10 protein-coding genes are annotated in these 18592 nt (G+C 32.7%); 8 read left to right on the top strand and 2 right to left on the bottom strand.

The genetic code is table 11. The features are described from left to right. The first annotated feature begins 253 nt into the window (after positions 1 to 253). Positions 254 to 2893 carry an alanine--tRNA ligase gene (alaS, locus tag RB618_RS00550; protein WP_308067013.1) on the top strand — a complete coding sequence of 880 codons (2640 nt, stop codon included), beginning with the start codon at positions 254 to 256 and terminating at the stop codon, positions 2891 to 2893. A 280-nt stretch (positions 2894 to 3173) separates the two neighbouring features. On the opposite strand, the gene RB618_RS00545 is transcribed toward alaS, so the two are convergent. Further along, positions 3174 to 4919, bottom strand: coding sequence for an ABC transporter ATP-binding protein (locus RB618_RS00545; RefSeq protein ID WP_308067012.1), 1746 nt, complete (start codon positions 4917 to 4919; stop codon positions 3174 to 3176). Between the two features lie 337 nt (positions 4920 to 5256). Between RB618_RS00545 and RB618_RS00540 the strand changes: the two genes are divergently transcribed. Both RB618_RS00540 and RB618_RS00535 read left to right on the top strand, forming a co-directional pair. After that, positions 5257 to 5997, top strand: a complete 741-nt coding sequence (locus RB618_RS00540; RefSeq protein WP_308067011.1) for a hypothetical protein — start codon at positions 5257 to 5259, stop codon at positions 5995 to 5997. 90 nt (positions 5998 to 6087) lie between these two features. Beyond that, positions 6088 to 6885: a hypothetical protein gene (locus RB618_RS00535; protein WP_308067010.1), complete on the top strand. Its 798-nt coding sequence runs from the start codon at positions 6088 to 6090 to the stop codon at positions 6883 to 6885. A 62-nt stretch (positions 6886 to 6947) separates the two neighbouring features. On the opposite strand, the gene RB618_RS00530 is transcribed toward RB618_RS00535, so the two are convergent. Further along, the gene (locus tag RB618_RS00530) at positions 6948 to 8084 is read right to left on the bottom strand and encodes a matrixin family metalloprotease (protein ID WP_308067009.1); all 1137 of its coding nucleotides are present in this window, start codon (positions 8082 to 8084) and stop codon (positions 6948 to 6950) included. 159 nt (positions 8085 to 8243) lie between these two features. Between RB618_RS00530 and RB618_RS00525 the strand changes: the two genes are divergently transcribed. The 5 genes from RB618_RS00525 to RB618_RS00505 all read left to right on the top strand — a co-directional run bounded on the left by RB618_RS00525 (position 8244) and on the right by RB618_RS00505 (position 18568). Beyond that, positions 8244 to 9053 carry a hypothetical protein gene (locus RB618_RS00525; protein ID WP_308067008.1) on the top strand — a complete coding sequence of 270 codons (810 nt, stop codon included), beginning with the start codon at positions 8244 to 8246 and terminating at the stop codon, positions 9051 to 9053. Between the two features lie 96 nt (positions 9054 to 9149). Beyond that, on the top strand, positions 9150 to 10109 hold the full coding sequence (locus RB618_RS00520; RefSeq protein WP_308067007.1) for a GSCFA domain-containing protein: 960 nt from the start codon (positions 9150 to 9152) through the stop codon (positions 10107 to 10109). A 115-nt stretch (positions 10110 to 10224) separates the two neighbouring features. After that, complete coding sequence (locus RB618_RS00515; protein WP_308067006.1) at positions 10225 to 10947, top strand: hypothetical protein; 723 nt, start codon at positions 10225 to 10227, stop codon at positions 10945 to 10947. 210 nt (positions 10948 to 11157) lie between these two features. Continuing rightward, positions 11158 to 16269, top strand: a complete 5112-nt coding sequence (locus RB618_RS00510) for a translocation/assembly module TamB domain-containing protein (RefSeq protein ID WP_308067005.1) — start codon at positions 11158 to 11160, stop codon at positions 16267 to 16269. After that, positions 16253 to 18568 carry a BamA/TamA family outer membrane protein gene (locus tag RB618_RS00505; RefSeq protein ID WP_308067004.1) on the top strand — a complete coding sequence of 772 codons (2316 nt, stop codon included), beginning with the start codon at positions 16253 to 16255 and terminating at the stop codon, positions 18566 to 18568. The genes RB618_RS00510 and RB618_RS00505 overlap by 17 nt, the downstream gene beginning before the upstream one ends. The last annotated feature ends 24 nt before the right edge of the window (positions 18569 to 18592 follow it).

Genomic DNA, 18592 nt, shown 5'->3' with positions numbered 1-18592 from the left:
ACCTTGTAAAATGAGTTAGTCGAATAAAACTGCTAATTGTTTCAGTTATTCGACACTTTTTTACGAGGATTAATGATTAGATATTGGGGCTATTTTATCATTAGATAATGCGCAAAATAGGCAATTTATTGTTTAAAATATAAGTTTTTTAATTTCATTATAAAAAACTTAACGTATCATCAAATGAATAAATTAGCTAATCATCTAGTTATCAAATTGACACATTAAATTGACACATTTTTCTAATTTAAATATGAAATCACAAGACGTACGTAAACAATTTTTAGATTTTTTTGAGAGTAAAGGGCATACTATTGTTCCTTCAGCTCCTATTGTTCTTAAAGACGACCCAACCCTAATGTTCAATAACTCTGGGATGGCCCAGTTTAAAGAATTTTTCTTAGGAAACGGAACTCCAAAAAGTCCAAGAATAGCCGATACGCAAAAATGTCTTCGTGTTTCAGGAAAACACAACGATCTTGAAGAAGTAGGTATTGACACGTACCACCACACCATGTTCGAAATGTTAGGAAACTGGTCTTTTGGTGATTACTTCAAAAAAGAAGCGATCAACTGGGCTTGGGAACTATTGACAGAAGTGTACAAAATTCCTAAAGAAAATCTTTATGTTTCTGTTTTTGAAGGAAGTAAAGAAGATAACGTTCCTTTTGACCAAGAAGCTTGGGATATCTGGAAAACTTTAATCGACGAGGACAGAATTATTCTTGGTAATAAAAAAGATAATTTCTGGGAAATGGGAGATCAAGGACCATGTGGACCTTGTTCTGAAATTCACGTTGATTTACGTTCTGAAGAAGAAAAGGCGCTCAAACCAGGTAAAGAAGAAGTAAATAATGATCACCCACAGGTAGTTGAAATCTGGAATAATGTATTCATGGAATTCAACCGTAAAGCTGATGGTTCTCTTGAAAAACTTCCAGCACAGCACGTTGATACCGGAATGGGATTTGAGCGTTTGTGTATGGCTTTACAAGGAAAAACATCAAACTATGATACTGATGTTTTCATGCCTTTAATTAGAGAAATCGAAACCATTACTGGAGCAAAATATACAACTAATGATGTAACAGGCATTAGTGAAGAACAAAATAAAATGAATATTGCTATTCGTGTAGTGGCAGATCACGTTCGTGCGGTAGCTTTTGCTATTGCAGATGGACAATTGCCTTCTAATACGGGTGCAGGTTATGTAATTCGTAGAATTTTACGTCGTGCAATTCGTTACGGATTTACTTTCTTAAATACTAAAGAGCCATTTATTTTTAAACTGGTTGAAACTTTAAGCGAGCAAATGGGAGATTCTTTCCCAGAAATAAGAGCTCAGAAAGCACTTTGTTCAAATGTTATCCGTGAAGAAGAAAACTCTTTCTTACGCACATTAGATCAAGGGTTAATTCTTTTAGATGCTGTAATCTTAAATAATGCAGGAGATACAATAGATGGTAAAAAAGCTTTCGAATTATATGATACATACGGTTTTCCAATCGATTTAACAGCTTTGATTCTTTCTGAAAAAGGATTGAAATTAGACGAAGAAGGATTCCAAGAGCAATTACAATTACAGAAAGAAAGATCTCGTGCGGCATCAAAAGTTACGGCTGGAGATTGGAATGTAATTGTGGAAGATGATATTCAAGAATTTGTTGGATATGACAGATTATCTCAACAAGTAAAAATTACTAAATACCGCAGAGTTGAAAGTGTAAAAGATGGAGAGATTTTCCAATTAGTTTTCAATGCAACTCCATTTTATGGAGAAAGTGGAGGACAAACGGGAGATAAAGGATATTTAGAAGCTCAAAATGGAGATATCGTTTATATTATTGATACTAAAAAAGAAAATAACCAAACGATACATTTAGCAAAATCGTTACCAGAAAACATTACTGGAACTTTTAATGCGGTTGTTGACGCTAATCAGAGAGCTAAAACTTCGTCAAATCACTCGGCTACGCATTTATTGCACCAAGCTTTACGCAAGATTTTAGGAACTCACATTGAGCAAAAAGGATCGATGGTAAGAAATGCTTCATTGCGTTTTGACTTTTCTCATTTCTCTAAAGTAACTGATGAAGAATTGGTAGAAGTAGAAAACTTCGTAAATGCAAGGATTCGTGAGAGTTTGCCATTAATTGAGAAAAGAGCAATTCCAAAAGAGCAAGCGCTTGAAGATGGAGCAATTGCTTTGTTTGGAGAGAAATACGGAGATTTAGTTCGTACTATTAAATTTGGAGACTCTGTCGAATTATGTGGAGGAACTCACGTTGCGAATACATCTGATATCTGGCACTTTAAAATTGTTTCTGAAGGGGCTGTTGCAGCTGGAATTAGAAGAATTGAAGCGATTACAAGTGAAGCGGCAAAAGAGTATTTTGAGTCACAAGCTGTTTCTTTAGCAGAAATTAAAGAAGCACTTAAAAATGCTCAAGATCCTGTAAAATCTATTATAGCTTTACAAGACGAAAATGCACAATTGAAAAAACAATTAGAAGCTTTATTAAAAGATAAAGCCAAAAATATGAAAGCTGATTTGGCTAAAGAATTACAAGAAATCAATGGAGTTCAGTTTTTAGCAAAACAAGTTGACTTAAATCCAGAAGGAGCAAAAGATTTAGCTTACGAATTGGGCGGTTCTTACAATAACTTATTTGTAGTTTTTGCTACAGCTCACGAAGGAAAACCAATGTTAACATGTTACATCTCTAAAGAAATCGTAGCTGAGAAAAACCTAAACGCTGGACAAGTGGTTCGGGAATTAGGAAAATACATCCAAGGTGGAGGAGGAGGTCAGCCTTTCTTTGCAACTGCAGGAGGTAAAAATGTTGATGGAATTGCAGAGGCTTTGGCTAAAGCGGTAGATTTTGTTAAATAAAGATTCTAAGGTTCTGAGGTACTAAAGAATTAAGTTTTTATAATTTACAACAAACCCGACAGGTTTTTAAAACCTGTCGGGTTTTGTGTTTAATATAGGTTCAATAGCGTCCAGCTTTAGCTGGATGGGAAAATTAGGAATTAGAAAGGGCTTTAGCCAAACGTGGTAGTTTGGCTAAAGCCCTTCTATTTTAATTTATTATATTCATCCAGCTAAAGCTGGACGCTATTCAAAAAAAACTTAGAATCTTAGCAACTTAGCACCTCAGAATCTTAGAAAACTATTTTCGCTCACCAATCTGCTGGCGCCACATAGCATAATACAATCCTTTCTCTACAATTAAATCATCATGTTTGCCTTGTTCAATGATTTTACCTTGCTCCAGAACAAAAATTCTATCAGCGTGCATAACAGTTGATAAACGATGCGCAATTAAAACTGTAATTCTGTTTTTATCTGAAATATTTCGAATCGTATCGTTGATTTCTTCTTCGGTAATAGAATCTAAAGCAGAAGTGGCTTCATCAAAAATCAATAAATTCGGATTTCTTAGAATAGCTCTCGCGATAGATAAACGCTGTTTTTCACCTCCAGACACTTTTATTCCGCCTTCTCCAATTGTGGTGTTTAAACCATCTTCTGCACGCCTTAGAAGTTTATCGCAGCTTGCACGTTTTAAAGCGTCATAAAGTTCTTCGTCTGTTGCATTGGGTTTGACAAATAATAAGTTCTCGCGAATTGTTCCAGAGAATAATTGAGCGTCTTGAGTAACGAAACCAAGCTGTTTTCTTAGATCTAATAAATCAATTTCGGTTGAATCAATGTCATTATACAAAACTTGTCCTTCTTCTGGCGTATACAAACCGACTAATAATTTTACTAAAGTCGTTTTTCCAGATCCAGATGGGCCAACAAAGGCAACGGTCTGACCTTGTTTGATTTCGAAATTGATATTTTCAACCGCTTTAAACTTGGCAGTTTTATGTTGAAAACTAACATTTTCGAAAAGCAGTTTCTGAATTGCACCAATATGTTTTGGAGTTTTTGGACGAAACTCTTTTGGAGCATTCAACAAGGTTTTGAAATTTTCCATAGAAACTTTTGTCTCATTCAGAGCAATAATAAAGTTTCCTAGTTCTTGTAAAGGTCCAAAAATGAAGAATGTAAAGAATACCATTGTCAATAAATCTCCAACGATAATTTTTCCGCCAAATAGAAAGTAATACAAAGCAAAAACAACACAGGTTCTCAAGAAATGAACTGTTGTTCCTTGGATGAAACTTAAACTTCTAATAAAACGTATTTTCTGTAATTCTAATTGAAGGATTTTAAATGTATTTAAGTTTAGACGTTTTTCTTCTTGATACGTCAAGCCAAGACTCTTTACCAATTCGATATTTCGCAAGCTTTCAGTTGTAGATCCTGCCAATGCATTGGTTTGATTGACAATTTTTCGAGAAACAATTTTGATCTTTTTCCCTAAATACAAACTAACCAAAGCAATAATTGGTGCGGTAATTAAAAAGATAATCGAAATTCTAAAATCGATTCTTGCGACATAAACAATTACGAAAATGAATCCGATAATAGTCTGGAAAATTAACGAAATCGAAAGTGTAATCAGTTTTTCTGAATCGATTCTAACTTTTGTCAGTTTGCTCAAAGTTTCACCGCTTCGCTGATCTTCAAATTCTGCATAAGGAAGGTCAAGAGATTTTTTAATCCCGTCAGTATACATTTGAGCGCCCGTTCTCTGAATGACAACATTGGTGAAATAATCCTGGAAGTTTTTGGTAATTCTGGAAATCATGGCAGCACCAAGCGAAAGCCCGAGCCAGAAAGCTAAAGATTTTATAAATCCGATTTCATTTCCTTTGTATTTTGAGATTCCGACACCGCAGTCCTGCATTAACTTTCCTGTGATTACTGAATCTGACAAACTGAAACAAATGTTGATCGTAGCCATTATCAAAGCAAAAAATAAGAGCATTTTGTGTTTGATAATGTAAGTATATAATAATTTCATATGAGATTTTAAAAAAATGGAAGATGCAAAAATAAGGAATTGTTTGGGTTTGTGTAGTTGGTTTTTGTTATTAAAAATGTAATTTTTTTTAAAGATTAAAATTCAGTTTTTTTAAATCTTCAGAATACTTTAAAACGAAGGAAAAAAGCTGAGTATTTATACGTGTTTTTTGCTTTTTACGTTTTGTTGAATAAAGTAATTATCTGGTTATTTTGTTTGCCAATAATATATTAAGAAATGTTTAAAGTGTATTATTTGTTTTTAATGAGGAAACCCGTAAGGTTTTAATTTTTGATTGTATTACGTTTGCCTCAACAACAAATTTAACCAAATCAAAATGAAAAAAATTTTATGTCTTTTTGGAGCTTTGACGCTACTGTTGACGTCTTGTTCAAGTGATGATTCTTCTTCAGATTCTTCAAGTAATGTATTACTTAAAAAAATCGTTATCACAAACTCTGATGGTGAAAAATTCACAACTAACTTTAAATATGATGGTAATAAAATAGTAAGCGCTATAGATGATTCAGGTGAAGCAAATCTGTATTATACTTATACAGGAGATTTAATTACTAAAATAGAATTTAAATATCCTGACGGAACAATTGACCAAATAAACACTTTTACTTATAATGCTGAAGGTAAATTGACAACTTTTGTTAGAGTAGAACCAAATATGGATTGGGGACATAAAGAAGTTTATACGTATAATGCTGATGGTACAATTTCGGTTAAGTCATATTCTGGCGATAGCGAAACTCAAACTGGTGAAGGCGTTACATCAACAATTAAATTTGTAAATGGTGAAGTAAGTGAAATCCTTGCAATTACTGCAAACCAACCAGATCATAAATATACGTATGATAATAAAAATAATCCTACGAAAAATATTTTAGGAATGGATAAAATTGCATTTGTTGATGGAGAAGGAAATGGTGTTAAATTCAATATTTTAACAGATAGCGCAGATGGTGATCTATGGGGAAATAGCACTTTTACGTATAATGATCAAGGATACCCAACTAAAGAAGTCAATACAGGATCTGATAGTGTAGGTAATACCGAATATTTTTATTAATATTTTGAATAAGTTCTAAATATTAAGAAAGCCAGTTGCAAATGCTACTGGCTTTCTTAATTTTGAAAAATATAACTAAATCTCTCAATTATGAAAAAACAATTATGGCTTTTTGGAGTTCTGGCATTAATATTATCATCATGTTCTAGCGAAGAGAAACCTTCTTTAGAAGAAACTGACTCTACTCTGCCTAAAACCATCTCTTATATTTATCCTTCTCCAGAGTTAGGGACAAATGCCAAGACTACGGCTTCTTATAATGGAAATAAAGTAGTTAGCTTTCTAAATGACGATTCAAAAACAGTATTTACTTATAATGGAGATGTAATTGTTAAGCAAGAAATTTTCGATATAGACACGAGTGGAAAAGAAATTAAAAATGAGGAAGTTTCGTATAGTTACGAAAATGGGAAATTAAAAACGAGAGTTTTTAGAGAAAGTATAAGTGCCGAATATCCTGATGGTTATTTTATTGAGAAAGTGGTTTATACTCATAATTCTAATGGAACAGTTTCTTACATTGATTATACTGTTGATAATATAAAGAAAACTGAAAGTAAAAGTGGAGAAGGAACTTTAACTTATAAAGATGGAAACCTAATAAAAGCAGAAGAAAAGTCTGGTTCTTCAACCACAACACTAGCTTTTGAATACGATTCCAAAAAAAATCCCTTAAAAAATATACTAGGTTTCAATTTATTACTAAACGAAGTTGATGGATTTGGAACTAATAATATTGTAAAAACTACAAGAGCAACAACTGAATTTCCGAATCCATCGGTTTATTTAACTACTTATATTTATAATGATGCTTCATATCCAACAAGACATACTTCATTTGATGGAGGAGGAAAAAATATTGAATATGAAATAGAGTATACATATTAATGCTAAGTAATATTTAAATTTAGAGAAAGCCAAATACAGAAGTATTTGGCTTTTTTACTTAATTAGACTTTTCCATTTTTAGAAGACCATTTTACAGTTCCGTTATAGATTAATTGAAGATCTCCATCATCTTGTAGCTGTAATGTTGCGCCAGGGTACTCAGATGTATTGCTAGTCCAAATAGTTTCTATAGTTGATGCAGTATATTTAGCTCCTTTTAATATGATATTCCCATTTGATTCAAAATTGCAAATTGCTCTACGTGGATATCGAATATTTCCAACTTCCCAAATTATTTTTTTTTCAACTAGATCAATTATTCGTAAAAAACCAGGAGTAAATTCTAAAGAATATCTTTTATTGTTCGATTGAATACGATCTTTCCAACGCAGATCATTAAAGCTTTGTCCGGATTCCATAACCGATACAAAAGGAAATGGATACCACTGATTTATTGATTTTTTATCAATATCAGATAAGACACTCATTTCATTTACACTTTTTCCATCGGTTGTAAGGGCAGCCGGAATATAATAATGCATAATAGAAAGGGCGTCATATTGGCTATAATTTGTAGATTCAGGAGTTTTGATAACATATCGATCCACTTCATCTTTAGACCACCCATTTAATTCACTATAATATTGATAAACTTTAGCCAAATTCCAGTTGATTTTTGAGGCAGGGCTTGCATTTTCATGAACGAGTCCTAGTGCATGGCCAAATTCATGTAAAACGGTTCTACTTACAGAGCTTTCATCAGTAGAATTAAGCGGCCCCAAACGCATAGATTGTGCATCGGTGTTACCATAAGCAGATCTCATTCCTAAAACTGACCAAGCGCCAAAATCAAGATTGCTTTCTCCTGCTCGGTTAAAACCAATTCTTATATCTGCATATCCAGAAGAAACATATTCAAATTTTAGGTTAGCATACTTTGTCCATTCACTTGCATATTTTTTCACTTTTTCATGCTGAACTTCATTGCCATCTAAAAATTTTATTTTAATAGTTTGCCCAATTTCCCATCTAGGCCAATTTATAATTGCAGAATTGGGTTTTGTAGCTGGATCAGAGTTTGAATTCATAAAATCAAATGCGCATATTTGAATTTGATTCAGCTCTTTTTGACGCTCTTCGTGATTGCATGAGGCAAACATTAAAAATAAAATAGGGGCTAAAAATCTAAACTTTTCCATGTGTGATTTTTTTATGAGGATGTAAATATAAATCAACAGTTAATATTTTGTTGATCAGAGAACTTAGATATGTCTTATTCTGTTATAATTAAAACTTTTAGTGGAAATTTATTTTTACAGAAATGCTTCTTTTTGTTTGAAATCTTTAAATGAAATATAATGCAAAAGAAGTTATTGTTTTGTTTGTCAGTTATTTTTCTAGTCTTTAATTCTTGTTCCAATGAAGAATACTATCCTTCTGAAAATACAATCTTACCTAAAACCATAAAAACGATATATCCCACTTATCCTGAAGAAAATTATGATGCCAATTTTATATATGATGGAAATAAAATTGTGAGCATAAGAAATAAAAATGGTAAAAGAAATTATGAATATGATGGTAATCATATCGTGAGAGAAACGGTTTATAGTTTCTATAAAGGAGAGGAAACAAAAAGTTCTGAAACTTTATTTACATATGAAAATAATAAGCTGAAAACCGCTGCTAAATTTGCATACGGTATAGCAGCAAAATATACTTATAGTTATAACAATGATGGTTCAATAACTAAAGAAATGTGTGATTTAGATATTGACACAGGGAAAGAAACAAAGAGAACTGAAAAAGATGTAATTACTATAATTGATGGAAATATAGTGAAGTCTGAATATAATTGGGGAGAGGGTTATGATGTTATTAGTATTGTTAAATATGAATACGATACAAATAAAAATGCCTTTAAAAATATTATGGGTCTAAATTTATTGCTTGATCAGTTTAGTTTGGATTATGAAACAGGTTTATCTTCAAATAATAATATGAAGGGATATTATGTGCGCAATATTCAAGGGTCATCATCAGGTATAATCTTTGAGCCCCAATGGTTTAAAATGGAATATGAATACAATAAAAAGGGATATCCAACGAAAAAAATAACTTACGATTATGCTGAAAGAATAAAAGAAGTTATTGAGTTTGTATATTAATTTTTCAGAAAAAATTAGATCTAAAAAACCAAATACTCCTGTATTTGGTTTTTTTATTGGTGAAAATTCGTGAAATTCGTGTCTAAATAATAAGCCATGCAATTCAGAACCCAAATTCCAATTTCAAAAAGTAACAATCCGATCGATTATAATTCGAAAGTGCTTTCTGTCGGTTCTTGTTTTGCAGAAAATATGGCGGAGAAATTTGATTATTTTAAATTTCAAAATGAAACAAATCCGTTTGGAATCATTTTTAATCCAGTTTCAATTGAGAAATTGTTTTGTAGAATTTCTAGGCAAGAATTGTTTGGCGAAAAAGATGTTTTCTTTTATAACGAACGCTGGCACAGTTACGAAGTGCATTCTGACTTAAGTAATTCAGATCGTCAGGAATTATTAGAAACTCTCAATAAAGCAGTAACAGAAACATACAAACAGCTAAAGGAAGCCACTCATATTATCATCACTCTAGGAACTTCATGGATTTATAGAAATCTTGAAAAAGACGAAATTGTAGCCAATTGCCATAAGGTGCCTCAAAAGCAATTTTCAAAAGAATTATTATCGGTTGAGATAATTCAAAAAAGCATTCAAAATACAATTGAAGCTATTCAGGCTCTGAATCCTAATATAAATTTTATTTTCACGATTTCTCCCGTTCGTCATATCAAAGACGGATTTGTAGAAAACCAATTAAGCAAATCGCATTTGTTTACAGCATTGCATCAGGTTTTAAAAACTCATAATTCAAAACTCATAACTCATAATTATTTCCCTTCTTACGAAATCATGATGGACGAACTTCGCGATTATCGTTTTTATAATGAAGATATGTTGCACCCCAATCAGACTGCGATAGATTATATCTGGAAGCTTTTCAGCGAAAACTATGTTTCAGAAGAAAGCGTTTCCGTGATGAAAGAAGTAGACGAAATACAAAAAAGTCTGCGTCATCGAAGTTTTAATCCGGAATCAGATCAGCATAAAAAGTTTCTAGTCAATCTTCAACAGAAAATGAAAAACGTTGAAGAAAAATGGCCTCATATTGTGTTTTGATGTGTAAAAAATAGTTTTTTTTAAGTTTTGATTTAAAAATGCTCAAAATAAAATTAAGCAAATTATTATGTTTTGATCATAAAATTATGTTTATTTGTAATAAATACCTTTAAATATGATGAAGAAAATTATTTTTATGCTTTGCATTTCGCTATTGATTTTTACATCTTGTTCAAGCGAAGGCAACACTTCTCAGAATGCTGAGACAAGTAGAGTGCCAAAACAACAAATTATTTCCAGCCTTGATAATCCTGTGACTATTGATTTCGTTTTTGATGGAAATAAAATTGTCAGTAGTACTCATTCTGGTAATTATGTTGTAAAATATACTTATACAGCAGATTTAATTACAAAGACGGAGAGTTCAGATTTGATAAAGGAATATATTTATACTAATGGAAAACTGGCAACTTATTTGCGAAAACTTCCAGGACGGGATTATTATGATAAGTATTCTTATACGTATGAATCTAATGATGTCGTTTCATTTGTTGTGACTAGAATCACTATTTCAACTGGAGCAGAAGAAGTTATTTCTGCAAAGAATATCTATACATTAAAGGACGGAAATATCATAAAATATGAGACTAAATCATCTGTAACAACATATAAGTACGATAATAAAAATAGCCCAATGAGAAATGTCTTAGGGTTTAATAAAATCTTTGAGGAGCAGCCGCAAGTTAGTTCATCGGTTAATAATGTAACAAGTTATACTGTGACTTTAGCAGACAATTCTAGTTATACCAATGAGATAACATATTCTTATGACGGAGATAATTTTCCTACCGTAATTAATTACAAAGCATTATCCTTTATAAGTACATATTCTTATTAGAAATAAATCAATCTTTAGGGAAAATCTTAAAGCCAAATAATTTTATTGTTTGGCTTTTTTATTGGCCATAATAAATCATTTCGCAATAAAATTTTAGAATAATTCCTCATAATTATGTAAATTGTTAAGGTTTAAATTTTACATTTTTGTAAAATGTGCAATCCTGCTTTTTTCAGAAGCAATTTTAATCTAATCCGATTTTATTGATGTATGAATAAGAAACCAGTTTATTTTCTTAAAAAAACACTTCGCATCCTAATGTGGTGCGTGGTTTCTATAATTGCACTTTTATTACTTCTTATAATCTTAATTCAGGTTCCGTCGGTTCAAAATTTCGTTAAAGACAAAGCGATTACTTATCTTGAAGGTAAAATCAAAACCAAAGTTTCTTTAGATAAAATTCTAATTAAATTTCCTAAAGATGTAGTTCTGGAAGGTTTTTATTTTGAAGATCAAAAAAAAGATACTTTGTTGGTAGGTAAACGATTAGAGGTTGATGTTGACCTTTTTAAATTGGTTAGCAGCGAACTCGAAATTAATTCTATTTCTTTAGAAAATGTAAAAGCCAATATTTCCCGAAATAAAGACGGCGTTTTCAATTTCGATTATATCATAAAAGCATTCGAATCTAAAGAACCAAAAGTAGAAGATCCTGATGCAAAACCGTTTAAAATATCTGTTGTAAAAGTAAATCTCGATAAGGTTAAATTCAATTTTAAAGATGATTTTTCGAAGAATGATATCAAAGTGAACTTGACGCATTTTGATACCAAATTCAAAAAGTTTGATCTCGATAAAATGGATTTTAATATTCCAACCATCAATTTAAATGGTTTAAAAGTAGTTTTAGATCAGGATGTTGTGGAGAAAATTGCTGAAGTTTCAGTTAAAACGGTTGATACAATTTCGAAACGTTCAGATTTTAAACTTGCTCTAAAAAAAATAAGCTTGTCTAAAATCGATATTTTATACGATAATAAAGATTCAAAACTCAATTCAGGCATTCGTTTAGGAAATTTAAATTTAACAGTAAACGAAATTGACCTAAATAAACAGCTTTTAGATTTTGATGCTTTTGAAGTAAAAAATCTTAGCGGGAATCTACGATTAGGTGCAAAAGATAAACAAATTGAAACTCCCAATTTAGACACAACAGCCATAAAACAAGCAGGCTGGAAAGTAAAACTCAACGAGACCAATCTAGAAAATATTGCTTTTAAGTTTGATGATGAGCAATCAAAACCCAAGAAAAAAGGAATTGATTATGCGCACTTGGATCTGAATAAATTCAATTTTGAAGCCGAGAAATTATATTATGGAAATGATACGATTTCAGGAAAAATAAAAACACTTACCGTAAACGAAAAAAGCGGCTTAGAGATTCAGTCTTTCAAAACTGATTTCTTTTACGGACCGAAAAATGCTTCGCTGGAAAATTTATATCTAAAAACACCGCAGACTCTTGTTCAGGATAAAATTAAAGCACAATATGAATCGCTTGAATCACTTCAGAAAGATTTGGGAAATCTGGGTATTGATGCCAATTTAAAGCAATCTAAAATTGGTTTCAAAGATATTTTACTGTTTGTCCCAGATCTACAGAATACAAATCCGTTTAAAAGTAATCCGAATGCCATTCTGTATGTAGACAGCCGTGTAAGCGGAAAAGTCAAAGATTTGAATATTTCGAAGTTTGAAATGAGTGGAATTGGTTCTACAAAAGTTTCTCTTTCGGGGAAAATTACCGGATTGCCAGATGCGCAAAAAGCCTATTATGATCTAGATATCAAAAAAGCCTCGACTACTTCGAAAGACATCAATATGTTTGTGCCAGCAGGAACAATTCCGAAGAATATTCAGCTACCATCTCAATTAAGTTTAAAAGGAAAATTTAAAGGCTCTGTTCAGAATTTTAAAACCAATATGACTTTAGCGAGCAGTTTTGGAAATGCAAAAGTTGATGCTTTGTTTGATCAGCGCATTAAAAAAAGAGAAAAATACGATGCGCAGGTTTATCTTCTAGATTTTGATTTGGGACGTTTAATTAAAAACGATTCCATCGGAAAAATTACGCTTAAAGCGAAAGTTAAAGGAACTGGTTTAGATCCAAAAACCGCAAATGCAGCGATTGATGGTTTGGTACAGAAAGCGGTTTTTAATCGATATACGTATAAAGATTTGGCTTTAAAAGGAAATATGGAAAATGGTTCTTTTGCTGTAAAATCGGGAATGAAAGATCCTAATCTAAATTTCGATTTAATAGCTTCTGGAGATGCAAAAGATAAATATCCGACCGTAAAACTAAAATTGAATCTGGATATTGCCGATTTAGAAAAACTGAATCTGCATGCGGGGCCAATGAAACTTCGCGGAAATGTAGATGCTGATATCGCCAACAGTAATCCTGATTTTTTAAATGGAAAAGTCTTTCTTTCGAACATTCAAGTTTTGCAAGATGCAGAACCGATTGTTTTAGATTCAATTCATGTTTTGGCTTTTGCGGATAAAGACAGCAATTCGATCAAAATCTCTTCTCAATTTTTAAAGGCCGAAGTGACAGGGAAATACAAATTGACGACTTTGGCAAACTCATTTCAAAAATCATTGTCAAAATATATTGACCTCAAAAATCCAAAAGTCAATGCAGAATCAGACGAGCAAAGATTGGCTTTTATGCTGAAAGTCGATAATGATCCTGTACTTTTTAAATTGCTGCCAAAATTAACTGGATTAGAACCTTTTACCATAAATGGGAATTATAATAATCAGACTGATTCCTTGACGGTAAAAGGAACGATTCCGAGAATTGTTTATGGAGGAAATACCATTTCTGACGGAAAAATTAATATTGAAGCCAAAGAAAATGCGCTGGAATATTTAGTTTCTGTGGCAACAATTGAAAGCGGTTCTTTAAAAATTCCGTTTACAAGTTTGTCTGGAAATGTGCAAAATAATATTCTGACGTATGCGCTTGAAGTTCAAGATGCAAAACAAAAACAGCAATATTTTATTGCAGGCGAATTTAAAGCAGAAGATTCTAAAAATATTTTAAAACTAAATCCAGACAGCTTTATTTTAAATTATGATCAATGGAATGTTGATCCTGAAAATGCAATTGAGTTTGGAGAAAAACGACTTTACGTTAATAAATTCAATTTGAATAATGACGGGAACGAGTTAAAAGTCCAATCTCAAGGAACGCAAGACAATGCGCCTTTGCAAGTCGATTTTGTGAACTTCAAAATCGGAACCATTATGAATATGGTTAAAAAAGACGAATTGTTGATGCAAGGTTTGATAAACGGAAATGCGTTGGTTGAAAACGTGATGACAAACCCGACTTTTACATCCGATTTAAAAATTGATGATTTTACTTTTAAAGGCTCAAAAGTTGGCGATTTAGAAATAAAAGTTGACAATAAAACTGCCAATACGCTTGCTGCAAATGTAGCCTTGAGCGATGAAGGAAATGACTTAAAGTTAACAGGAGATTATTTGATGGATACTGGAAACTTTGATTTTGATGTGGTGATTAATAAACTTTATATCAAAAGTATTCAAGGCTTCAGTATGGGCAATATTACGGAAGGGCAAGGCTTTTTGTCTGGAAATTTTAAGCTGACAGGAAATGCTTCGGCTCCAAAAATTAATGGCGAACTGAATTTTAATGATGCTGGTTTTAGAGTGACACAATTGAATTCGTACTTTAAAACTAAAAATGAAAAAATCACTTTTAATGATGGAACCATTTCATTTGACAAGTTCTCTCTTTTTGATGAAAACGACAACGAATTATTTGTAAATGGAACTATTCAGTCTCCAGATTTTGTCAAATACAATTTCAATCTGCTTGTTGAAGCTGACGATTTTAGAGCCATTCATTCAAAAGCTAAAGACAACGATTTATTCTACGGAGATTTATTCTTAGACACAAAACTGAATATCAAAGGAAATTTGGACAGTCCAGTCGTTGATGGAACTATTAAAATTAATAAAGAAACCAAATTTACAGTTGTAATGCCGCAGTCAGATCCATCGATTGCTGATCGAGAAGGAATTGTTGAATTTGTTGATGAAGATAATATGTATTTGAGGCAAACGGTTGATATGCAGAACAAACTGAATCAATCGGAATTGAAAGGAATGGATGTAAATGTGGCGATTTCGATCAATAAAGAAGCCGAATTAACCTTGTTGATTGATAAATCTAATGGGGATTATTTGAATTTGAAAGGAGAAGCAGAATTAGTTGGCGGAATCGATCAATCGGGAAAAACTACTCTTACTGGGAAATATGAGTTTTCTGATGGTGCTTATCAGATGAATTTTAACGGAATCAAAAGAAAATTTGATATTCAGAAAGGAAGTTTTATCACTTGGAATGGCGAACCGACAATGGCGACTTTAAACATTACGGCCATTTATAAAGTGGACACAGCACCAATTGATTTATTGGGAAGTCAGATAAAAGGAGAAACTCAAGCGGTACAAAATACCTATAAGCAAAAGCTCCCTTTTCAGACTTTATTGAAAATGAAAGGAGAATTGCTGAAACCAGAAATCTCATTTGGAATTGTACTTCCTGAAGGAAATTATAATGTTGCTTCAAATGTTGTAGATATGACACAGGCAAAACTGAAACAATTAGAGCAAGATCCAGCAGAATTAAACAAACAAGTTTTTGCCCTTTTATTATTGAACAGATTTGTGGGCGAAAATCCGTTTGCGAGCGAAAGCGGTGGCGTAAGTGCCGAATCTTTTGCGAGACAAAGTGTGAGTAAAATACTTTCGCAACAATTAAATAATCTGGCGGGAGATCTTATTGAAGGATTTGAGGTCAATTTCGATTTAGAATCGACAGAAGATTATACGACAGGAACGATGCAGAACAGAACCGATCTGAATGTTGAGGTTTCTAAAAAACTGCTTGACGATCGATTGAAAATTACCGTTGGAAGCAGTTTTGGTGTTGAAGGACAAGAACGTGCCAATGAAGAAACAACCAATATTGCCGGAGACGTTGCATTAGATTATCAATTGACAAAAGATGGCCGCTATATGGTTCGTGCTTACCGTAAAAATCAATATCAAGTTGCGGTTGAAGGGCAAGTTATCGAGACAGGAGTTGCTTTTGTGATTACGATGAGCTACAACAAATTCAGAGAACTTTTTCATCGTACGGAAGCAGAAAAACAATTGATTAAAGAAGAAAAAATTCGCAAGGAAAAAGAAAAACAAAAAAAGAAAGAAGATAAAGAAAAAGGAAAACTGCAAGAGAACGAAGACGAAAAAACTATTGAAGGAAATGAGCAAAAGACATAATCATAGAAATATATATTTAAAGTATATCGTGCTGCTTTCTTTATTTTTTGTTGCTGGATGCAGTAATACAAAATATCTTGCGGAAGGCGATCTGCTTTATACAGGCGGTTCTGTGACCATCAAAGATTCGATTATGAAAAAGAAAGATCGAAAAGCACTGGAAACAGAATTGGAAGGTTTATTGCGCCCAAAACCAAACAAACAAATCTTTGGACTTCGTCCTAAATTATTGATATATAACCTTGCAGGCCAACCCAAAAAAGATAAAGGAACGAGATATTGGCTTCGCAATAAAGTTGGAGAACCGCCAGTACTTTTCAGTCAGGTCGATTTGGATTATAACGCTTCGGTTTTGCGAAATTTTACAGAGAACAGAGGGTATTTTAAAACTCGTGTCAGTGCCGATTCAACTGTTCGAAATAAAAGAGTTACCGCAGAATATATTGTGACACCAAGAAAACAGTACATTATAAAAAGCGTTACATTTCCTGACGACTCTTTAAAAATGTCAAAAATTATAGCCAAAAGCCACAGAAGAAGTCTGCTTAAAGTTGGGAAACCATATGATTTGGATGTCATAAAAGCGGAAAGAGAAAGAATCGATGCGCGATTAAAAGAAAAAGGTTATTTCTATTTTAATCCAGATTATATTTTGGCTCAAGTAGATAGCAGTAAAGGCGATCATGAAGTGCGAATCAGATTGGTTATAAAAGATGATACGCCTGTAAAAGCCTTGACTTCTTATAAGATTGATAAAATCTTTGTGTATCCTAATTATTCTTTAACAAATGATAGTGCGGTTTATAGAAAAAGAAATATCACACAATATAAAGATCTCACTATAATTGACACGACAGAAACTTTTAAACCAAGAATTTACGATCGAACGATTTATTTCAAAAAAGGAGATGTTTACAATCGAAAAGACCACAATTTAACCTTAAACCGATTTGTAAATCTGGGAACCTTCAGTTTTGTAAAGAACGAATTTAAACCCTCAGATTCCATTCCGAATACTTTAGATTCTTACTACTATCTGACACTTTTACCTAAGAAGTTTATTCGTGTTGAAGTGATTGGAAAAACCAATTCGGCGAGTTATACAGGAACAGAATTAAATCTAAACTGGAATAACCGAAACTTTCTTAAAGGTGCTGAATTGTTTACCGCTTCAGTTTTTGGTGGCGCCGATTTTCAGTTGGGTGGAGTAAACAGAGGTAAAAATATTTATAAACTGGGAGGAGAAGTCAGTTTAACCTGGCCAAGATTTATAACGCCTTTTCATATTGAAGGCAACAGCGAATATGTGCCAAGAACCAAAGCAACTTTACGTTACGAGTATCAGAAAAGAACTCAATTGTATGCTTTAAATTCTTTTAATACTTCTTTTGGTTATATGTGGAAAGAAAATATTCGTAAAGAACATCAATTGAACGTTGTTGACGTGACGTATGTGAGTCCGAATCACGTTACGCCAGAATATATGGAAGATATTAAAGATGATCCAGCTTTGGGGAAAGTAATTGAAAAACAATTGATTTTTGGTCCCACATACAATTACACCTATACCAATACGATGCAAAAACGTAAAAAAAATACCATCTATTTTAATGGAGAATTGGACTTGGCAGGGAATTTAACAGGTGCGGTTACTGGAGCCAATATCAAGAAAAATGATACGATAAAAATCTTTGATGTTCCTTTTAGCCAATATGTGAAAATTAGATCCGATTTCAGACATTATCTAAAATTGGGAAAAGAAAGCGAATTAGCCAGCAGATTGATTGTTGGTGCAGGGTTTGCCTACGGAAATTCAAGAACACTTCCAGCCTCAAAACAATTTGTAGTAGGGGGAACCAATAGTATTAGAGCTTTTAGAGCGAGAACTTTAGGGCCAGGAAGTTATGTTATTCCGCCAACTACAAATGCTAATTATACGCCCGATCAATCAGCCGATTTAAAGCTGGAATTTAATACAGAATACCGTGCAAAGCTTTTCAGTATTGTAAGAGGGGCTGTGTTTTTGGATGCAGGAAATATTTGGCTTTTGCATGCAGATCCTGATAAACCAGGAGCTGAAATCTCAAAAGATTTTATGAAAGAAATCGCTGTTGGAGCAGGAGCAGGTTTACGTTTTGATTTATCGTTTTTGATTTTAAGAACCGATTTAGCGATTCCGCTTCGAAATCCCGCTTTGCCAGACGGACAAAGATGGGTAATTGACGATATTAATTTCGGAAGCAGTTCGTGGAGAAAAGACAACCTGATTTTGAATATCGCTATCGGCTATCCGTTCTAAACGGTTTTTGTTTGCCACGACTCG

The organism is Flavobacterium sp. LHD-85, from assembly GCF_030929595.1.
Classification (GTDB): domain Bacteria; phylum Bacteroidota; class Bacteroidia; order Flavobacteriales; family Flavobacteriaceae; genus Flavobacterium.
This window is presented reverse-complemented; position numbering and strand designations above follow the sequence as displayed.